The sequence below is a fragment of the Paenibacillus sp. Y568 genome (assembly GCF_059445545.1).
Genome location: NZ_JCAIUM010000006.1, coordinates 247,303 through 267,440, shown reverse-complemented (window position 1 = coordinate 267,440; position 20,138 = coordinate 247,303). Strand labels below are relative to the sequence as shown.

The window sequence follows — 20,138 nt, the reverse complement described above, 5'->3', positions numbered from 1 at the left end:
GATGAGATTTCCCAATTAGTAAGACCCCTTGAAGACGACGAGGTAGATAGGTTGGAGGTGGAAGTGCAGCAATGCATGGAGCTGACCAATACTAATCGGTCGAGGGCTTATCCTAATATTCTGAAGTTTAGACTTTAGAAGCAATGAAAGTTTCGAACTGCAAATTCATTCGTATCTAGTTTTCAAGGATTAAACCTTGTACTAAGCTGCATGTCCTTTTTGGGACTGATATTTTCTCGCAGCGATTTCGAGAAGCGTAAGCTTCGAAAAATCCCGTTTGGTGGCGATAGCGGAGGGGTTCCACACGTACCCATCCCGAACACGACCGTTAAGTCCTCCAGCGCCGATGGTACTTGGACCGCAGGGTCCTGGGAGAGTAGGACGCCGCCAAGCACAAGAACCACTATTGATTTCAATCAATGGTGGTTTTTTTATGTTTTCATTAACCTTGTTCCGATTTTAAGAAATAGATGTAACTTTTAACGAAGAGAAGTATGATTAATATAGAACGTTGGCATCTTATTAAGGCAGGTGAGAGAGTGTATGACGGATATAGGGTTATCTAAGGGTAATAGAAAGCAGCGGTATTTATTTATATTAATCGTCTTCTTGTATTGGTTCTCGGCTTACATATATGTACCTATTCTTTCGCCTTATATTGAGCATTTGGGAGCATCCTATACGCTGTTAGGAATGATCTTAGGGGTGTATGGTCTAGTGCAGATTATTTGTAGGTTACCTTTGGGCATTGGTTCAGATTATATGAAGAGACGTAAACCCTTTATCATGCTAGGTATTATAGCGAGTGGGGTAAGTTGTTTGGGTTTTGCCTTAACGAATCAATTGGGTTGGACTCTGGCAGCTAGAGCAGTCGCAGGAGTTGCAGCTTCTACTTGGGTTGTATTTACTGTGGGGTTCTCTACGTTGTATCCTAAAGAAGAAGTAACCAAGGCGATGAGTATGATGCAATTCACAACGGTGATTGCACAACTCTCCAGTATGATGATTAGTGGGTATCTAGTAGAAACATTTAGCTGGAAGCTTCCCTTTGCACTTGGTGGTGTGGTAGCAGGAATTGCGTTAGTGCTTTCCTTTTTCCTCAATGAAGTACAAGAAGATGTAACACGTGTGCCTATGTCTCTGAAAGATTTAATTCCAATTATGAAAGACTCGATGTTATTTAAGGTTTCTTTTCTATCTATACTGGCGCATTGTGTATTGTTTATTACGATGTTTGGCTATACACCCAACCAGGCACTAGCTCTTGGAGCTAGCAAGAATGATTTGGCTTGGTTAACATTGTCGTTCATGGTACCGCACGCTGTAGCTACGCTTGTTGCGGGAAAATTCTTTATGACTCGTTTTGGTGAAAGGACTACTTTAGTTGTAGGTTTTGTTGGAAGTGCACTGTTCTCGTGGTGTATACCTATGGCGGATAGCTTTATGTGGTTATGTATAACGCAGATATTTAATGGATTTGCTCAAGGTTTGATTTTCCCTCTATTGCTAGGTAAGTCTGTAGCTACCATTGATTATTCTAAACGGGCGACCGCTATGGGGTTCTATCAAGCTGTATATGCTATAGGGATGTTTGTTGGACCTTTTGTTGCAGGTGGAGTAAGTTCAATTTGGGGTTTAGATGGGGGATTTAGACTTGCGGGTATGGTTGCTTTGTGTGCAAGTGGGCTAGCCTTTTATTGGATGGGGCACAATGAACAACATACTGAGGCAAGATTATAAGATATAGGAGAGAAATAAACACATGGGACATACTTGGACAGAAGAACACTTAATTTATTCTAATGAAATTGATTATAAAGCGAATTGTCGGTTATCTAATTTGTTGAGTTTGATGCAGCGTGGTGCGGATGGTGATGTAGAACATATGGGTGGAACACGTGACCAAATGATCGCTCACAATATGGGATGGATGCTCACAACGATTGATTTAGAATGCGAACGGATGCCTATTTTCAATGAAAATTTAAAAATTACGACATGGAATAAAGGGACTAAAGGTCCTTTGTGGTTAAGAGATTTTCGAATAAAGGATGAGGACAATCAAGAAATAGCCAAAGCACGCACGTTGTGGGCTCTTGTTGATATTAAGAAACGTAAGGTGCTTAGACCGTCAGCGTATCCCTTTTCTATAAATTCTAATCTTGAGGATTCTGTGGGGCCCGTTCCTGACAAGATGAATATCTCAGAAGATGTCGAGCTATACGAGTCATACACGATGACGGTTCGTTATAGCGGTATTGATAGTAATGGGCATTTAAACAATGCGCGTTATGCAGACTTGTGTATGGATGCTTTATCAGTGAATGAGCTAAATCGGCTGTCCATACGAGGATTCCGGATTACATATCATCATGAGGTGCAGATGGGGGAAGTTATTCATGTTCTACGCTCTGATCTTATAGATGGAATGATTTATTTTAGAGGGCAATCACCGGATGGGACGCGTTATTACGATGCTGGGCTACAGGTTGTCGAATAGTGGAGGAGCCATAAACGGGACACGGCATTCCGATCGGTGGAGCTAAGCTGACAGAAGGACATCAGGAGTTAGCTCTTCGTTTCAAAGAATTAGCTGTACTCAAAGCGGGACGATATGTTGAGAAAGGGAATAACAACGACATTTAGAGGAATGATATTTGTGAGGTGATAACATGCCAGATCCTAAGTCGGTGAAATCCAACATTCAACGAAATAAAGGAAGTCTAAAACAAAAATCAACGACACTTTCCCCTGAGAAATCTAGGGATTATCCAGCAAGTTTAAATGGCATTCCTAAGACGGAATCGTAAACTTGAAGTTGTCGTAACTGGTGTAGTGCTGTAATTCTTTTTGAAAAGGTGGTCAAGGCCTAATACGAATCCGTATTAGGTTTTTTAAGTTTTAGCGTGAACGGTATCAATGTTATACTTAGACATATTGTCGAGCTAAGTATAATTGGATTTGATAAACCTTTAAATGGTACAAGAAAGAGGCGAAATATGAAATCTTTAATATTAGCAGAGAAACCCTCAGTTGCACGTGAAATCGCACGAGTAATGGGAAGCAGGGAGAAACATAAGGGATATTTCGAAGGCCCTAAATATATTGTGACTTGGGCGTTAGGACATCTTGTGGGGTTGGCTGAACCAGAAGATTATGATCGTAAATTCGCAGCATGGAATTTAGAGGATCTCCCTATTCTTCCAGAATCGATGAAGTTGAAAGTTTTGAGGGAGACAAGTCAGCAATTCAAGGTTGTTCAACAACAGGCCAAACGACAGGATATTAGTGATCTAATTATTGCGACAGATGCAGCACGTGAAGGGGAATTGTTAGCGCGTTGGATTATGAATATGATTAAGTGGAATAAGCCATTTCAACGTTTATGGATTTCTTCCCAGACAGATAAAGCGATTAAGGGAGGTTTTGCGACACTGAAGCCAGGACGTCAGTTCGATCGACTATATGAATCTGCTCGCTGTAGAGCTGAGGCGGATTGGATGATCGGGCTAAATGTTACTCGTGCTTTGACTTGTAAATTTAATGCCCAATTGTCAGCAGGGAGAGTACAGACGCCTTCCCTTGGGATGATTATGGATCGTGAGAAGGAGATTATCCATTTTCGTTCAGAAGAGTATGATACACTTTCGGCTGATATGGGCTCCTTTACCGCAACATGGAGAGCGAATAATGGAGATGCGCGAATGTTTGACCGCACGCAAGCAGAAGCTTTACAGAAAAAGTTACAAGGAAAAACAGGCAGTATAGATAAGGTTAAGAAATCTGAAAAGGTAGAACCCCATCCACTTGCCTATGATCTGACTGAGCTTCAGCGTGATGCTAATAAACGCTATGGATTCTCAGCGAAGCAGACATCTAATCTACTTCAACGGCTCTATGAACAGTATAAACTGGTCACTTATCCACGAACGGATAGTCGTTATTTAACATCAGATATGACGGAAACTTTCAAGGAACGCTTAGAGAGCGTGGCGGTCGGTCCATATGCATCGTTAGCTCGACCATTGCTACGCAAAAACTTAAATATCACGAAACGAATTGTAGACGATAGTAAGGTAAGTGACCATCATGCCATTATCCCTACAGAAGAAACAGTATTATTAAACTTACTTAATACAGAGGAACGGAAGCTATATGATCTCATTGTTCGTCGCTTTATAAGTCTATTCTATCCTCCTGCACGTTACGATGATGTTGTTGTCTCTGTGAAGGTGGAGAATGAGTTCCTTCATACGAAGGGAACGACCGTTAAAGATATCGGCTGGCGAGAAGTATATGGCGGAGAGGTAGCTAATGATACGGATGAAGATGATCAACCCGATCAACAGGACAATCGATCTGTATTGCCTGAACTGCGAGTTGGAGATTCCGTAAGAATACAGCGTTGTGCCGTTCGGCCTGGTCGTACATTACCACCGAAACGATATACAGAAGCTTTACTTCTTTCTCAAATGGAGAAACACGGGCTAGGAACCCCGGCTACACGTGCTGACATTATTGAGAAACTGGTGTTATCGGATACGATTGAGCGGAAGGGGAATATACTGCACCCTACAGGTAAAGGAAAGCAATTGATTGAATTAGTGTCCCCACAATTACGAACGCCAGAACTGACAGCGAAATGGGAATCGGAGCTTGAGAAGATTGCCCGTGGTCAGGGAAGTCCAGATTTATTTTTAAAAGGAATTCGTAGTATGTCAAAAGAACTGGTAGCAGGTGTCAAAGGAAGTTCCATTGAATACAAGCCACATAATGTGTCTAATAGCCATTGCCCAGAATGTAATACACGACTTCTTGAGAAAAAGAATAAACGAGGTACACTGCTGATCTGTCCGAAAGAAGATTGTGGCTATCGTCGTTCTGCAGAGAAAAGAGTGTCGAACCGCCGCTGCCCGCAGTGTCATAAGAAAATGGAAATGAAAGAAGGAAAGGCTGGACTGTATGTGCAATGCCTGACCTGTGGCATAACGGAGACGCTTAACCAAGATCATAAACATATCAATAAACGGGAAGAACGAAAGTTGGTAGAGAAGTACACACAGCAAGAAACGGTGGGATCGAACCTTGGTGAATTGCTGAAAGCTGCACTGGAGCAAAAGAATAAGTAATAATTGGATTTAAATAGAAAATCGAACAGTGGATCTCATTGTTTCCTGCACGGGATAGATTTATAATAGAAGAGTAGTTTAGTAAAAATCTGTTGACGAGGAGGACATGTAGCAGATGAGTAATGCACTATGGATTTGGTTTATAGTGATTAACATGGTGGGTTATCTGGTCATGTCTGAAGACAAGAAACGGGCTCAGAAGAGGCGTGACCGAGTACCGGAGAAAACACTGTTTCTATTAGCTGCTATTGGCGGTTCATTGGGTGTTATTATTGCGATGTATCGTAAACGGCATAAGACAAGACATGTAAGTTTCCGTTTAGGTATTCCGATTCTACTATTTATTAACGCCGTGTTGTATGGGTATTTTTTAAGCTAGATACTTGAGAAAGAGGTGTAGCACATGTTATATTCAAAAATTTTAGTAGCTTATGATGGTTCTAAAGCATCCAATAAGGCTCTGGATCATGCCATTTCGATGTCAAGAGTAACGCCTAATGCGATGATTTCGATTATTCATGTATTTGGTTTTCCACGCGCTTATTTTGGTGAAGCCTATGCACCCATTCCTGCATCTGTGAACGAAGAATACTATGATTTGGCTGAACAAACCATAGCGGAAGCTAAGAGGCATCTTGAAGAAGCAGGAGTAGCAGGAACGGTGGAACTTATTCAAGGTGCACCTGCGGAAACCATTCTTGAATACTCGAAGAAGAAGAATTCTGAAGTGATTATTATCGGTAGTCGTGGCCTCGGAGGCATTCGTGAATTTGTTCTCGGTAGTGTTAGCCATAATGTCGTACAGCACGCTCGTATTCCAGTACTTGTTGTAAAATAAATGGTATGAATTAGACAAAGCCAGCAGACCTGTATTTATAGGTTGTGCTGGCTTTATTTGGTTTAATTAGCGGGTAAAAGCGAACAATAATTTTTACTTTTATATAAATGTTCGTGTTTGAGTTGACATAGGGTGATAGAGATTGTTAAACTAAGCAAGTGATTTAAGAAATAATAATTGGATATATAACTCATTTAGATATCTCGTATAAATCTGGGAATAGGGCCCGGAAGTCTCTACCTGAACACCGTAAATGTTCGGACTACGAGGGAATACTACTGAAGCTGCACAAAGGATATGGCGGGTTTCGGTTACCATTGTCGGGATGTACTCTTGTAATTAATGGAGGGGATGACAAAGGCATGGCGTATTCCTTCCGATGTCCGGCGTCCCGATCAGTCATGTCCATGGGGTTCCGGACTTTTTTGATCTTCCTAAGTTACTAATGGTAAGTTCTTTATTATAAATATGAATACAAGAAATGAAAGTGGGTTGGAGCATGTTGCCAGAGGTTGCTGTGATTATGGGTAGCAAATCGGATTGGGAGACGATGCAGTTCGCTTGCCAGATGCTAGAAGAACTTCATATTCCGTATGAGAAAAGCGTAGTATCAGCACATCGTACACCTGATCTAATGTTCACCTTTGCAGAAGAAGCTGCAGGACGAGGAATTCGAGTTATTATTGCTGGAGCAGGGGGTGCTGCACATCTACCAGGTATGGTAGCTGCGAAGACAATTCTCCCTGTAATTGGTGTCCCCGTTCAATCGAAGGCGTTAAATGGACTAGATTCTTTACTATCCATTGTGCAAATGCCTGGTGGTGTACCCGTAGCGACTGTAGCGATTGGTAAAGCAGGAGCAACTAATGCGGGATTGCTTGCAGCCCAAATCATTGGAGCCTTCAATCCGGAGGTTCAAGAGAGAGTCCAAAAGCGTAGAGATACTATTCGGGATGAAGTGCTTGAAAGTAGTGATGATCTATGAGCCATAAGTTAACGGAAGCTGATAGGGAGCAAACCTTTAGGACGTTGCTACCAGGAAGTACGATTGGTATTCTAGGTGGAGGACAATTAGGAAGAATGATCTCACTTGCCGGTACGGCAATGGGTTATCAGTTTGTTACACTTGATCCAACTGCCCAATCACCAAGTAGTCCTGTTGCTCAGCAGATTATAGCGGAATATGACGATGTAGTTGCAGCACATGAACTAGCAAAGGTATCGGATGTCATCACATATGAGTTCGAGAACGTCGATGTGGGTGTAGCGGCTATGCTTATGAAAGAATCTTATGTCCCCCAAGGAAGTGCTCTGCTCTATACGACACAACATCGTTTGCGCGAGAAGTTAGCGATTGAAGCGGCTGGAATTCCTGTCGCACCTTATCGTGTAATCGAAGGATTGGATAGTCTGGAACAAGCGATGAAGGAACTTGGTTACCCTTCGGTATTGAAGACTGCTACAGGTGGCTATGATGGGAAAGGTCAAGTGGTCATTCGAAGTGAAGATCAATTGACTAGCGCTTATGCCGAGCTTGCAGCTTTTGGAAGAGAACTGGTGCTAGAGCAATTCATTCCTTTCGCTTGTGAAATATCTGTTATAGCTGCACGTAATCCTAGTGGCGATGTGAAAAGTTTCCCCATATCGGAGAATATTCATATGGACAATATATTGCATATATCCATTGTACCCGCGCGGGTAAGTGCACAAGTACAGAGAGAAGCAAGACGACTGGCCGAGACACTGGTAGCGAAATTGAATGTTGTGGGACTCCTAGCTGTTGAAATGTTCGTCACCGAGGATGATCAGTTGTATGTGAATGAATTAGCTCCACGTCCCCATAATTCAGGGCATTACACAATGGAAGCTTGTTCGACATCTCAGTTCGAGCAACATGTACGGGCTGTGTGTAATCTACCTTTAGAAGATACAACGTTATTAAGTCCCGTAGTCATGGTTAATGTGCTGGGCCAACATCTGGATTCGGTTATCGAGAGAATGGGAGTACGAGATAAGGTAGCAACGGAGTTAGGGATTGTACCTAAACTTCACTTATATGGTAAGACTGATAGTAAGAACAATCGCAAAATGGGCCATATTAATTTACTGTGCAAGGATGTGCAGGATGGGCTGGATTGGATAGAACAGACTAATATTTGGAGGAAGTAAAATTATGATAGAACGTTATAGTAGACCAGAAATGCGGGCCATTTGGACTGAAGAGAATAAATTTAATTCTTGGTTAGAAGTTGAACTTTGTGCATGTGAGGCATGGGCCGAGTTGGGTGTTATTCCGAAGGAAGATACTGTACTCATTCGTCAGAATGCGAAGTTTGATATCGCTCGAATTAATGAGATTGAACTAGAAACGCGCCATGATGTTATCGCATTTACTCGCGCCGTGTCAGAAAGCCTTGGAGAAGAACGCAAATGGGTTCATTACGGGTTAACCTCTACGGATGTCGTGGATACTGCACTCGGATATGTATTGTTACAAGCTAATCGTATTCTGGAGAAGGATATTCTTAATTTCATCGAAATTCTGAAAGATAAAGCCATTGCGTATAAAGATACACCGATGATGGGTCGTACCCATGGTGTTCATGCTGAACCAACGACATTTGGACTGAAGATGGCTTTATGGCATGAAGAAATGAAACGTAACTTAGAGCGTTTCCGTCATGCGGCGAATGGTGTACAGTTCGGTAAAATGTCAGGGGCTGTTGGAACATACGCGAATATTGATCCTTTTGTAGAAGAGTTTGTATGCCACAAGTTAGGTACGACAGCAGCGCCGATCTCAACGCAAACCTTACAACGTGATCGTCATGCGGAGTATATGGCTACTCTAGCTTTGATTGCTACATCATTAGATAAATTCGCTACAGAGATTCGTGCATTACAAAAGAGTGAGGTTCGTGAGGTTGAAGAGGCTTTCGCTAAAGGTCAAAAGGGTTCCTCAGCTATGCCGCATAAGCGTAATCCGATAGGTTGTGAGAATATCTCCGGTCTCTCCCGTGTCATTCGTGGACATATGGTGACGGCTTACGAAGATGTAACGTTATGGCATGAACGGGATATTTCCCATTCTTCTGTAGAACGTATTATCCTACCTGATGCGACAATGCTTCTAAATTATATGCTGAATCGTTTCGGTAATATTGTGAAGAACTTGACGGTATTCCCTGAGAATATGAAAAATAATATGGCTCGTACCTTTGGAGTTCCTTTCTCAGGCCGCGTGATGACGAAGTTGATCGATAAAGGCCTCAGCCGTGAACAAGCGTATGATACGGTGCAACCTCGTGCGATGCAGGCTTGGGAAGAACAACGCCAATTCCGAGACATTATTGAATCAACACCTGAGATTACTGAAATTCTTAGCGCTACTGAGATAGAAGATGCATTTAACCCAAGCTGGCATTTGAAGCATGTCGATACTATTTTTACAAAACTAGGTTTAGTTTAAAAGCGAACATATAGATAAAAGCAATATACCGTGAGGGAGGGCGAGGCCATGACATCAACAGCTGTATCTACTGCCGTGGAACTTGTTGACGCACCACTGTTGTATAAAGGGAAGGTTCGGGAGCTTTATGATCTGGGGGAACAGGTCCTAATCGTTGTGACAGATCGAATCTCTGCCTTCGATTATGTACTGGAGCCCCCGGTACCTGACAAAGGAAATGTACTAAATCAGTTAAGTGCGTTCTGGTTCCAACAGACTGCTGAACTCATGAAGAATCATGTTGTTCATACGGATGTTGAGCAACTTGGAGAGTTAATCAAGGATAAGGAACAGCTGAAGGATCGAATCATGGTAGTTCGTAAAGCGGAGCGTATTGATATTGAATGCGTCGTACGTGGATATATTACGGGTGGTGGATGGAGGCAGTATCAAGAGACCGGAGAAGTTAACGGGATTAGGCTTCCTGAAGGAATGCGTAAGAATCAAGCTTTTGAACAGCCGATCTTCACTCCAGCAGCGAAGAATGATGTAGGTCATGATGAGGATATCTCGTTGGATACAATGAAGGAATTGGTAGGAGAAGAGATCGCATTAGAATTACAGGAACGGAGCCTGAAGCTATACAGTTTCGCCCGTGACTATTGTGCTAAGCGAGGCATTATTCTAGCAGATTGTAAGTTTGAATTTGGATTGTTGGATGGTGAGGTTATCCTCATTGATGAAATATTCACGCCGGATTCTTCTCGGTTCTGGGCGGAAGAGAAATATGAGCTAGATATCGAGATTGATAGTATGGACAAAGAGCCTGTCCGTTCATATCTAGCATCATCCTCATGGGATAAGAATAGTAGTCCAGATCCACTTCCAAGAGAAGTGGTAGAAGAGACTACACGACGTTATTTGAACATTTTTAACCGATTGACGAAATCATAATAATCTAAGTTTATTTACCCATTCTGAGGAGGAACTTTGAATCATGATTAAAGCAACAGTCTACGTCACTATCAAGAAAAGCGTATTGGATCCCCAAGGGGTCGCCGTTCAGGGAGCACTTCATTCGATTGGCTTCCAAGAAGTTGAAAGTCTTCGAATTGGTAAATACATGGAGTTGAATTTGGATACGGATGATCGTGCCGAAGCGGAAGAACGATTGAAAGCGATGTGTGAGAAGCTTCTAGCTAATACGGTAGTCGAGGATTACCGTTATGAATTGGAGGGCTAATCTATGAAATTTGCTGTCTTAGTTTTTCCAGGTTCCAATTGTGATATAGACTGCTATAAAGCAGTAGAAGATACTGTCGGAGAGTCTGTTGATTACGTATGGCATACTGCAATAGACCTTTCTGCTTATGATTGTATTCTGGTTCCCGGTGGATTCTCCTATGGTGACTATTTACGTTGCGGAGCGATTTCACGTTTTGCACCCGTAATGGCAGAGGTTGCTAAGGCTGCGGAACAAGGGAAGTTCATATTAGGAATTTGTAATGGTTTTCAGATTTTGACTGAAGCGGGATTGCTGCCTGGCGCGCTTCGCCGTAACGAATCGATGAAATTCCGTTGTCACGATACGGTACTGAAGGTAGTTAACAACGAGACACCATTTACAAGTGAATATAGCAAGAACGAAGAAATAACGATTCCAATCGCTCATGGTGAAGGGAATTATTATTGTGATGAAGAGACACTTGAACAGTTAAAACAAAATCATCAGATCGTGTTCACATATGGCGATAATCCTAATGGATCAGTCGCAGATATTGCAGGGATTTGTAACGAACGTGGAAATGTGATTGGGATGATGCCGCATCCAGAGCGCGCAGTAGATACACTATTAGGTTCAGAAGATGGTAAACGTATGTTCACATCTATATTGAAGTCCTGGAGGGATTCACATGACGCAGCAAGTATCCGCTAAGGAACCGACCGCAGAACAAATTGCGGAGCAACACATATATCAGCAGATGGGCGTATCGGAGAGCGAATATGAGTTGATCTGTGGATTTATGGGTCGCAAACCTAACTATACGGAAATCGGTGTGTTCAGTGTCATGTGGTCTGAGCATTGTGCCTATAAGAATTCGAAACCGTTACTACGTCGTTTTCCTACGAGTGGTCCTCGTGTCCTAATGGGCCCTGGTGAAGGTGCAGGGATCGTAGATATTGGTGATAACCAAGCGGTTGTATTCAAAATTGAAAGTCATAATCACCCTTCAGCAGTGGAACCTTTTCAAGGAGCAGCAACGGGTGTCGGTGGAATTATCCGCGATATCTTCTCGATGGGTGCAAGACCTATAGCAACCTTGAACTCTCTTCGTTTCGGTAAACTCGAAAGTGATCGTGTGAAATATTTGTTCGAGCATGTTGTATCAGGTATTGCTGGTTACGGTAACTGTATTGGAATTCCAACCGTTGGTGGCGAAGTGGTATTTGATGAAAGCTATGAAGGCAATCCACTCGTTAATGCGATGTGTGTTGGACTCATTGACCATGACAAAATCCAGCGTGGTGTCGCTAAAGGTGTAGGAAACCCAGTGTTCTACGTTGGACCGCCAACCGGCCGCGATGGCATCCACGGAGCTACATTCGCATCGATTGAACTTAGTGAAGAGTCTGAAGCGAACCGTACCGCAGTACAAGTAGGTGATCCATTCATGGAGAAGTTAGTGATGGAATCTTGCCTAGAATTGATCGACAGCGGCATCGTTCTTGGTATTCAGGATATGGGAGCGGCTGGATTGACTTGTTCAAGTGCTGAGATGGCGAGTAAAGCGGGTAACGGACTAGAACTGTATTTGGATCAAGTTCCTCAACGTGAAGATGGCATGTCTCCTTACGAAATGATGTTGTCCGAATCGCAAGAACGCATGTTATTTGTTGTTGAACCGAAGGATGAAGCCCAAGCCCAAGAGATATTTGATCGTTGGGGTGTGATCTGCGCCAAGGTGGGTAAAGTAACGGACGATGGACGGTTGAAGTTGTTACATCACGGAGAAGTCGTAGGCGATATGCCAGTCAATGCACTAGTGGATGAATGTCCAGTGTATGATAAACCTTCTTCAGTTCCAGCTTATTATGTGAATAGTGATCAGATTGATACACTTCGTTATGACGAAGTAACAGACCTTGAAGGAGCTTTGAGCCAGATTCTAGCCTCTCCAAGTGTGGCGAGTAAAGCATGGGTATATGACCAATACGATTATATGGTTCGTACCAGTACAGCAGTTCGTCCAGGGTCTGATGCGGCAGTCGTAACGATCCGTGGTACACGTAAGGGTCTAGCAATGACAACGGACTGTAATGGACGATATGTATATCTTGATCCTGAAGTGGGTGGCAAGATCGCGGTCAGTGAAGCGGCAAGAAATATTGTGTGTAGTGGAGCAGAGCCACTTGCGATTACAGATAACTTGAACTTTGGGAATCCCGAGAAGTCAGAGATCTTCTGGCAGATGGAGCGGGCTGTGGATGGTATGGCAGAAGCTTGTCGCGAACTGAACACACCGGTTATTGGTGGAAATGTTAGTCTGTATAATGAGAATGCTAATGGCTCGATCTATCCTACACCTGTTGTAGGTATGGTGGGTCTAGTCCATGATATTGATCATATTACGACGCAGGGCTTCAAGAAAGAAGGAGACACGATCTTGCTACTCGGTGATACTTTCGCTGAACTTGGGGGTAGTGAATTCCAGACAATATTACATGGTGTTGCGGAAGGACGTCCTCCAGTACTTGATCTTCAAGTAGAGCAGAAATTACTATCATCTGTACTTGGAGCAATTCAAAGCGGGCTTGTTCAATCGGCACATGACTTATCTGAAGGTGGGCTTGCCGTAGCCATTGCTGAGTCTTGTATAAGTGGACATTTAGGTGCTCAAGTGACTATCGACACAGAACTTCGTAGCGACGTTGCATTATTTAGTGAGAGCCAATCACGAATTCTACTATCTGCTTCGCCAGATAAGGCAGAGCAATTAAAGGCTTATATTGAAGGACATGGTGTTCCTATAGTGAAGATCGGTACGGTCGAAGGAAGCAATCTGGCTATTGATATCAACGGAAAGAATGCACTGAATCAATCTGTGGAAGCCTTGAAGCAGGTGTGGAAGGATGCGATCCCGTGTCTCATGAAATAACATCTGCAAAGTTAGCGTCCCGTAAATCCCAATCTCATCCACTCTGGACAGGAGATTTCTATAACGAAGGTACGGGTAAGGACGATATTTTTGATACGTTAAAAGAGGAATGTGGGGTCTTCGGAGTGTTCGGTCATTCCGAGGCCGCATCGCTTTCTTATTATGGATTACATGCATTACAGCACCGTGGAGAAGAGAGCTGTGGGATGTGTGTAGCTGATGGGAAGGAATTTAACTATCACCGCGGCATGGGACTTGTAAAGGAAGTTTTTGATAAGGAAAAAATGGCATCTTTAGTAGGTAACATGTCTATTGGTCATGTACGTTATTCTACTAGTGGGGATAGTCGTCTTGCGAATGCTCAACCTCTTATCTTCAAGTATCGTGATGGAGATTTAGCGATTGCGACGAACGGTAACATTGTTAACGCTCCACAAATTCGCCATGAGTTAGAACAGAGTGGTTCGATATTTCAGACGACAAGTGATACAGAGGTCGTGGCTCACCTCATCGCACGTTCTTCCAAGGATGTCGTGGAAGCGGCGAAAGATGCATTGAAGCGTATTGTTGGTGGGTACGCTTTTCTCGTCATGACCAATAATAAGTTACTTGTAGCTTCGGATCCTCATGGACTTCGTCCCATCACAATGGGTAGATTAGGCACTTCATATATATTCTCTTCTGAATCCTGTGCACTTGAGACCATTGGTGCTGAGCTATTACGAGATATACAACCGGGCGAACTATTGGTACTTGATGAGAATGGGCTAAAAGAAGATCGCTATACCGAACCACAGCGTAAAGCATTATGTGCAATGGAGTACATTTACTTCGCTCGTCCTGATAGTGATCTTAACGGCTCTAATTTACATGCTTCACGTAAACGAATGGGAAGTCAAATGGCTCTGGAGTCATTCGTAGATGCAGATCTTGTAACTGGGGTACCTGATTCTAGTATTTCAGCTGCTATTGGATATGCGGAGCAGACGGGAATTCCTTATGAGCTCGGTCTAATCAAGAATAAATACACGGGGCGGACATTTATTCAACCTAGTCAAGAATTGCGCGAACAAGGGGTCAAGATGAAGCTAAGTGCTGTTCGTCGTGTTGTTGAAGGTAAACGTGTCGTTATGATTGATGATTCTATCGTTAGAGGAACAACTTGTCGCCGTATCGTTAATTTGTTGCGAGAAGCAGGCGCGACGGAGGTACATGTAAGAATTACATCACCTCCTTTTAAGAATCCATGTTATTACGGGATAGATACACCGGACCGTAAAGAACTTATTGCTTCCGATAAAACGGTGGAAGAAATCTGTCGTGAGATTAATGCGGATTCGCTAGCTTTTCTAAGTCCAGAAGGATTGATTCATGCCGTAGGTGGAGACAACGCAAGTGATCCGAATGGTGGCCTATGTCTCGCATGCTTCAATAATGACTATCCGACAACGCTTGATTTCGGTGGTGAGGAAAAAGCAGGCTGCGGATGTTAACATCTTGGTTCAAGGTATTAAACGTTAATATACTTATTTAATAGCACGCCAATTATGGAAGGAGTGTTCTTACAAGTGTCTGAGGCCTACAAAAGTGCTGGGGTAGATATCGCAGCAGGGAACGAAGCAGTAGAACGGATGAAGAAACACGTGAAGCGGACGATGCGTCCAGAAGTCATGACAGATCTCGGAGGATTCGGTGCTTTGTTCAGCATGAACAAGGATAAATACGATGAGCCTGTATTAGTGTCAGGTACGGATGGTGTAGGGACAAAGCTTAAAATTGCATTTGCGATGGATCGTCATGACACCATTGGTATTGATGCCGTAGCCATGTGCGTGAATGATATTATCGTGCAAGGAGCAGAGCCATTATTTTTCCTTGATTATCTTGCATGTGACAAAGTCGTTCCCGAAAAGATTGAAGCTATTGTAGCTGGAATCGCAGAAGGTTGTTATCAAGCAGGGTGTGCTTTAACGGGCGGAGAGACTGCTGAGATGCCAGGTATGTATTCCGAAGGTGAGTATGACATTGCTGGATTTACGGTAGGTGTTGTAGATAAAAGAAACATCATTAATGGGACTACGATTGCTCCAGGGGACACTGTGATCGGGCTTGTCTCAAGTGGTGTACACAGCAACGGATTCTCCTTGGTTCGTAAGCTTCTTCTAGAACAAGCAGGCTATAGTCTGCATGATGAAATCTCAGAATTAGGTGGTAAACTAGGGGACACATTATTGGTCCCAACGAAAATTTATGTGAAACCATTATTAGCTCTAATTGAACAAGTGAATGTCAAAGGGATGGCCCATATTACAGGTGGCGGATTCATTGAGAATATTCCACGTATGCTTCCAGATGACGTGAATGTAGAGATTGACTATGGTTCATGGCCAATTCTACCGATTTTTGAACTCATGCAGCACAAAGGTGATATTACGAATCGAGATATGTTTACAACCTTTAATATGGGCATTGGAATGGTACTTGTCGTAAGCGAAGAGGATGCCTCTGAAGCGCTCCGTATATTGCTAACGAACGGAGAAGAAGCATATATCATCGGTCGTGTAAGAGAAGGTGAATCAATCGTTACCTTTACAGGGGCTGACGTGTAATGAGTCATTACCGAATTGCCGTATTTGCTTCCGGAGAAGGTAGCAACTTCCAAACATTAGTGGATGCTGGCAAAGCAGGTTTGCTTGGTGGCGCGAAGGTGGAATTGCTAGTGTGCGACAAGCCAACCGCTCCAGTTGTTAAACGAGCTAAGGATGCCGGTGTGGAGGTTCACTTATTTACACCGAAGTCGTATTCTTCTCGTGAATCTTATGAAGCAGAAATTGTGGAACGCTTAGAGGCTTTGAATATCGAGTTAGTCGTATTAGCTGGTTATATGCGTCTGTTGACATCTGTAATGGTGGATCGGTATGCTGGGCGACTGATTAACATTCATCCATCATTACTTCCTTCTTTTCCAGGAAGAGATGCCATTCAGCAAGCCCTTAACTATGGTGTGAAATGGACGGGTGCTACGGTACATTTCGTAGACGGGGGAATGGACACAGGTACTATTATCGCGCAGCAGTGTGTCGAAATAGAGCCGAAAGCTACGCCAGAGTCTCTTGCTGGATCTATTCATGCTGTGGAGCAGCAATTATTTCCTCAGGTTGTGTCATGGTTTGCACAAGGACGTATAACGGTAAACGACAGACAGGTTACAATATTGTCGGACAAATAACGATGATTCGCCTACAAGGAAGTAGTGTTGCAAGGTAATTCGATATTTCTCGGGAAATATTGTTCGAACAATCGAATGCTATCGTTTTAACATGACAGATGGTCAGGTGTAGTGCGACAGGTCATGACATTTCGTCAATATAAAGGAGGATCCTATTCGTGAGTATAAAGAGAGCTTTAGTCAGCGTGTCGGATAAACAGGGAATCGTAGATTTTTGCCGCGAGCTGTCTGCATTGGGTGTGGAGATCATATCAACGGGGGGCACAAGCAGTCTACTTGCTAAAGAAGGCGTGCCAGTCATTGGAATTTCAGAAGTGACAGGGTTCCCAGAAATTATGGATGGTCGTGTCAAAACATTACATCCAGCCGTACACAGTGGGTTATTAGCGGTACGTGACAATGTGGAACACCAACAACAAATGAAAGAATTGGATCTTGGCTATATCGATCTAGTGGTCGTAAATCTATATCCTTTTCAAGAAACCATTACCAAACCAGACGTATCATATGAAGAAGCTATTGAGAATATCGACATCGGTGGACCAACCATGCTCCGTTCAGGTGCTAAGAACCACGCCTTTGTCAGTGTGGTAGTAGATTCTAGCGATTATAGTACAGTGCTTGAAGAAATCCGTAAGGATGGAGACACAACACTGGAAACACGCAAACGGCTCGCAGCAAAAGTGTTCCGCCATACAGCGGCTTACGATGCCCTTATCTCTGATTATTTATCGAATGTAACAGGTGACCCATTGCCAGAACGATTGACAGTGACCTATGAGAAAATACAAGACTTACGTTATGGTGAGAATCCGCACCAAAAAGCGGCGTTTTATCGTAAACCATTAGCACCTGAAGGTACGCTGACGACAGCAGAGCAGATTCATGGTAAAGAGTTATCCTATAATAATATCAATGATGCTAATGCAGCCCTTCAGATTGTAAAAGAATATGATCAACCTACGGTCGTTGCTGTTAAGCACATGAATCCTTGTGGTGTTGGAACCGGAAGCAATGTATGTGAAGCTTATCAAAAAGCTTACAACGCTGATCCAACCTCGATCTTTGGTGGAATTGTGGCTGCGAATCGCACGATTGATGCTGATACAGCAGAACTACTTAAAGAGATTTTCTTAGAAATTATTCTAGCACCAGACTTCACAGAAGAAGCCCTTGAGATTCTAACAAAGAAGAAAAACATTCGTCTATTGAAGATGGGTGAATTCGGTTCGTCGAAAGAACGTAATAGTCAGTTCTTGTTCACCTCTATCGATGGTGGAATGGTCGTTCAAGAGAGTGACGTCCATTCCGTGGATGCGTCAGACTTGAAGGTGGTTACAGATCGTCAACCAACAGAGGATGAGTTGAAGCAGTTGTTGTTTGGATGGAAAGTAGTTAAGCATGTGAAGTCTAATGCGATTGTACTTGCCGCAGATAATATGACAGTGGGTGTAGGTGCAGGTCAGATGAATCGTGTGGGTTCCGCGAAGATTGCCATTGAACAGGCAGGAGATAAGGCAAAAGGTTCGGTACTCGCATCTGATGCGTTCTTCCCTATGGGAGATACAGTCGAATTGGCGGCTAAAGCAGGTATTACTGCCATTATTCAACCTGGTGGATCGATCAAAGACGAAGAGTCCATTAAAGTAGCCAATGAATATGGGATTGCAATGGTATTTACGGGCGCGCGTCATTTTAAACACTAGATCATCGTTTTACAAATAGTGTTAATGCTCTAGAGTCGTATAAGAATGGAGTTTTGAAAAAGGGTACGAAGAGGGAGAGGCAAACATGGACATATTGGTCGTAGGTGGTGGAGGTCGTGAACACGCCATCGTATGGGCGTTAGCCAAGAGCCCTCAAGCTGGACGTATATACTGCGCTCCAGGTAATGCTGGAATTGGCACGATTGCAGAATGTGTACCGATTGCTGTTCATGATTTCGATCAATTAACAAATTTCGCTATCGAGAAGAAGATTGAATTTGTTGTCATTGGACCAGACGATCCTTTAGTGGACGGGATCGTAGATGCTTTTGAAGCTAAGCATATTCCGGTATTTGGACCACGTAAGAATGCAGCAGTTATCGAAGGTAGCAAGACTTTTATGAAAGATTTGCTACACAAATACAATATTCCGACAGCAGCCTATGAGAAGTTCGGTCATTACGAGGATGCAAAGGCATATCTACAGAATCAGCAAATTCCAATCGTTATAAAGGCGGATGGTCTCGCAGCAGGTAAAGGTGTTACGGTTGCTTTTTCAATGGAACAAGCGCAATCGGCATTACATGAGATCATGGTGGACAAAGTATTTGGTGACGCAGGAAGCCGTGTAGTGATTGAGGAATTCCTTGCGGGTCAAGAAATGTCGATTCTAGCATTCGTAGATGGTGAGACGGTTCGACCTATGGTCGCAGCTCAAGATCATAAGCAGGTATTCGACAACGATCAAGGACCTAACACAGGAGGAATGGGAACCTATTCTCCCCTTCCTCATATCGATTCAGAGATCATTGAAGAAGCCATTGAGAAGATTATCAAACCTACGGCTAAGGCGATGGTTGCGGAAGGACGTTCTTTTCGTGGAGTACTGTTCGCAGGTCTGATGATTTCACCCGATGGAACGCCGAAGACGATTGAATTCAATGCACGTTTTGGGGATCCAGAGACACAAGTTGTACTGCCTAGGTTAAAAAGTGACTTACTCGCCATCATGTGGGCAGCCGTGAACGGAACACTGGCTGACATTGAGATCGAGTGGAGCGATGAGGCAGCGGTATGTGTCGTGTTGGCTTCAGGAGGTTATCCTGCCGCCTATCCAAAGGGTATCGTGATCAATGGATTAGATGAGGTGCAAGATGCGCTCGTATTCCATACAGGTACAGCAAAGAATGAGACTGATGAGTGGATCACAAACGGTGGACGAATTCTTGGCGTCGTAGGCTTAGGATCAGACATCGCTGAGGCACGTGCAAAAGCATACCGTGAAGCAGCACATATTAACTTTGAAGGTAAACATCTTCGTACAGACATAGCGGCGAAGGCACTTATTTAATTCATGAGAATCGTAAAGATGTTAGACATATGAGAAATAGATAGAATATGATGTCATGCAATACCGGGGGAACACGAGCGGAATTAATAAAAACTTCCATACATTGCGTAGGATACCACTACGATAACGGATTGTCCTTACGATCGCTGTTGCCTGCTGATTTATTGATTATATAACGCTCGAAGCGGTTTAAATCAGCAGGCAAAGGCGAACGCTAAAGCTTCTTCAGGACAATTCCGTCCTCTTCGCTACTACGCATAGTATTCTTCATTTTCTGCAA

The 20,138-nt window shown here is 43.3% G+C and carries 18 protein-coding genes, 2 rRNA genes and 1 riboswitch; all 20 genes read left to right on the top strand.

Features of this window, described 5'->3' with window-relative positions; genetic code table 11:
• Nucleotides 1-115: ribosomal RNA gene (locus tag AC1D7X_RS11235) — 23S ribosomal RNA — on the top strand; the annotation flags it as partial.
• 161 nt (nucleotides 116-276) lie between these two features.
• A 5S ribosomal RNA gene (rrf, locus tag AC1D7X_RS11230) occupies nucleotides 277-393 on the top strand.
• Between the two features lie 150 nt (nucleotides 394-543).
• Nucleotides 544-1,740, top strand: coding sequence for an MFS transporter (locus AC1D7X_RS11225; RefSeq protein WP_495457118.1), 1,197 nt, complete (start codon nucleotides 544-546; stop codon nucleotides 1,738-1,740).
• 22 nt (nucleotides 1,741-1,762) lie between these two features.
• Nucleotides 1,763-2,500, top strand: coding sequence for an acyl-[acyl-carrier-protein] thioesterase (locus AC1D7X_RS11220; RefSeq protein ID WP_495475244.1), 738 nt, complete (start codon nucleotides 1,763-1,765; stop codon nucleotides 2,498-2,500).
• A 172-nt stretch (nucleotides 2,501-2,672) separates the two neighbouring features.
• Nucleotides 2,673-2,810: a hypothetical protein gene (locus AC1D7X_RS11215; protein WP_495457116.1), complete on the top strand. Its 138-nt coding sequence runs from the start codon at nucleotides 2,673-2,675 to the stop codon at nucleotides 2,808-2,810.
• A gap of 189 nt (nucleotides 2,811-2,999) precedes the next feature.
• Nucleotides 3,000-5,129: a DNA topoisomerase III gene (locus AC1D7X_RS11210; protein ID WP_495475243.1), complete on the top strand. Its 2,130-nt coding sequence runs from the start codon at nucleotides 3,000-3,002 to the stop codon at nucleotides 5,127-5,129.
• Between the two features lie 115 nt (nucleotides 5,130-5,244).
• The gene (locus AC1D7X_RS11205; protein ID WP_495457114.1) at nucleotides 5,245-5,508 is read left to right on the top strand and encodes a DUF1294 domain-containing protein; all 264 of its coding nucleotides are present in this window, start codon (nucleotides 5,245-5,247) and stop codon (nucleotides 5,506-5,508) included.
• Nucleotides 5,509-5,532: 24 nt separating this feature from the next.
• Nucleotides 5,533-5,967 carry a universal stress protein gene (locus AC1D7X_RS11200; RefSeq protein ID WP_495475242.1) on the top strand — a complete coding sequence of 145 codons (435 nt, stop codon included), beginning with the start codon at nucleotides 5,533-5,535 and terminating at the stop codon, nucleotides 5,965-5,967.
• A 183-nt stretch (nucleotides 5,968-6,150) separates the two neighbouring features.
• Nucleotides 6,151-6,252, top strand: a riboswitch (purine riboswitch).
• 214 nt (nucleotides 6,253-6,466) lie between these two features.
• Nucleotides 6,467-6,952, top strand: a complete 486-nt coding sequence (gene purE, locus AC1D7X_RS11195; RefSeq protein ID WP_495457134.1) for a 5-(carboxyamino)imidazole ribonucleotide mutase — start codon at nucleotides 6,467-6,469, stop codon at nucleotides 6,950-6,952.
• Nucleotides 6,949-8,136, top strand: coding sequence for a 5-(carboxyamino)imidazole ribonucleotide synthase (gene purK, locus AC1D7X_RS11190; protein WP_495475241.1), 1,188 nt, complete (start codon nucleotides 6,949-6,951; stop codon nucleotides 8,134-8,136). Before purE ends, purK begins: the two co-directional genes overlap by 4 nt.
• Nucleotides 8,137-8,140: 4 nt before the next feature.
• A complete protein-coding gene (purB, locus tag AC1D7X_RS11185) occupies nucleotides 8,141-9,436 on the top strand; it encodes an adenylosuccinate lyase (RefSeq protein ID WP_495457111.1) in 1,296 nt (431 codons plus the stop codon).
• Nucleotides 9,437-9,484: 48 nt separating this feature from the next.
• Nucleotides 9,485-10,369 carry a phosphoribosylaminoimidazolesuccinocarboxamide synthase gene (locus AC1D7X_RS11180; RefSeq protein WP_495457110.1) on the top strand — a complete coding sequence of 295 codons (885 nt, stop codon included), beginning with the start codon at nucleotides 9,485-9,487 and terminating at the stop codon, nucleotides 10,367-10,369.
• A gap of 43 nt (nucleotides 10,370-10,412) precedes the next feature.
• Nucleotides 10,413-10,658: a phosphoribosylformylglycinamidine synthase subunit PurS gene (gene purS, locus AC1D7X_RS11175; protein ID WP_495457109.1), complete on the top strand. Its 246-nt coding sequence runs from the start codon at nucleotides 10,413-10,415 to the stop codon at nucleotides 10,656-10,658.
• Nucleotides 10,659-10,661: 3 nt separating this feature from the next.
• Entirely contained in the window at nucleotides 10,662-11,351 is a 690-nt protein-coding gene (purQ, locus tag AC1D7X_RS11170) for a phosphoribosylformylglycinamidine synthase subunit PurQ (protein ID WP_495475240.1), read from the top strand.
• Nucleotides 11,329-13,572: a phosphoribosylformylglycinamidine synthase subunit PurL gene (gene purL / locus AC1D7X_RS11165; RefSeq protein WP_495457107.1), complete on the top strand. Its 2,244-nt coding sequence runs from the start codon at nucleotides 11,329-11,331 to the stop codon at nucleotides 13,570-13,572. The genes purQ and purL overlap by 23 nt, the downstream gene beginning before the upstream one ends.
• The gene (gene purF / locus AC1D7X_RS11160) at nucleotides 13,557-15,065 is read left to right on the top strand and encodes an amidophosphoribosyltransferase (RefSeq protein WP_495457106.1); all 1,509 of its coding nucleotides are present in this window, start codon (nucleotides 13,557-13,559) and stop codon (nucleotides 15,063-15,065) included. The genes purL and purF overlap by 16 nt, the downstream gene beginning before the upstream one ends.
• 75 nt (nucleotides 15,066-15,140) lie before the next feature.
• Nucleotides 15,141-16,181 carry a phosphoribosylformylglycinamidine cyclo-ligase gene (gene purM / locus AC1D7X_RS11155; protein ID WP_495475239.1) on the top strand — a complete coding sequence of 347 codons (1,041 nt, stop codon included), beginning with the start codon at nucleotides 15,141-15,143 and terminating at the stop codon, nucleotides 16,179-16,181.
• Nucleotides 16,181-16,801, top strand: a complete 621-nt coding sequence (gene purN, locus AC1D7X_RS11150; protein WP_495475238.1) for a phosphoribosylglycinamide formyltransferase — start codon at nucleotides 16,181-16,183, stop codon at nucleotides 16,799-16,801. The genes purM and purN overlap by 1 nt, the downstream gene beginning before the upstream one ends.
• Nucleotides 16,802-16,959: 158 nt before the next feature.
• Nucleotides 16,960-18,507, top strand: a complete 1,548-nt coding sequence (purH, locus tag AC1D7X_RS11145) for a bifunctional phosphoribosylaminoimidazolecarboxamide formyltransferase/IMP cyclohydrolase (RefSeq protein ID WP_495457103.1) — start codon at nucleotides 16,960-16,962, stop codon at nucleotides 18,505-18,507.
• A gap of 85 nt (nucleotides 18,508-18,592) precedes the next feature.
• On the top strand, nucleotides 18,593-19,858 hold the full coding sequence (gene purD, locus AC1D7X_RS11140; protein WP_495475237.1) for a phosphoribosylamine--glycine ligase: 1,266 nt from the start codon (nucleotides 18,593-18,595) through the stop codon (nucleotides 19,856-19,858).
• Nucleotides 19,859-20,138: the final 280 nt, after the last annotated feature.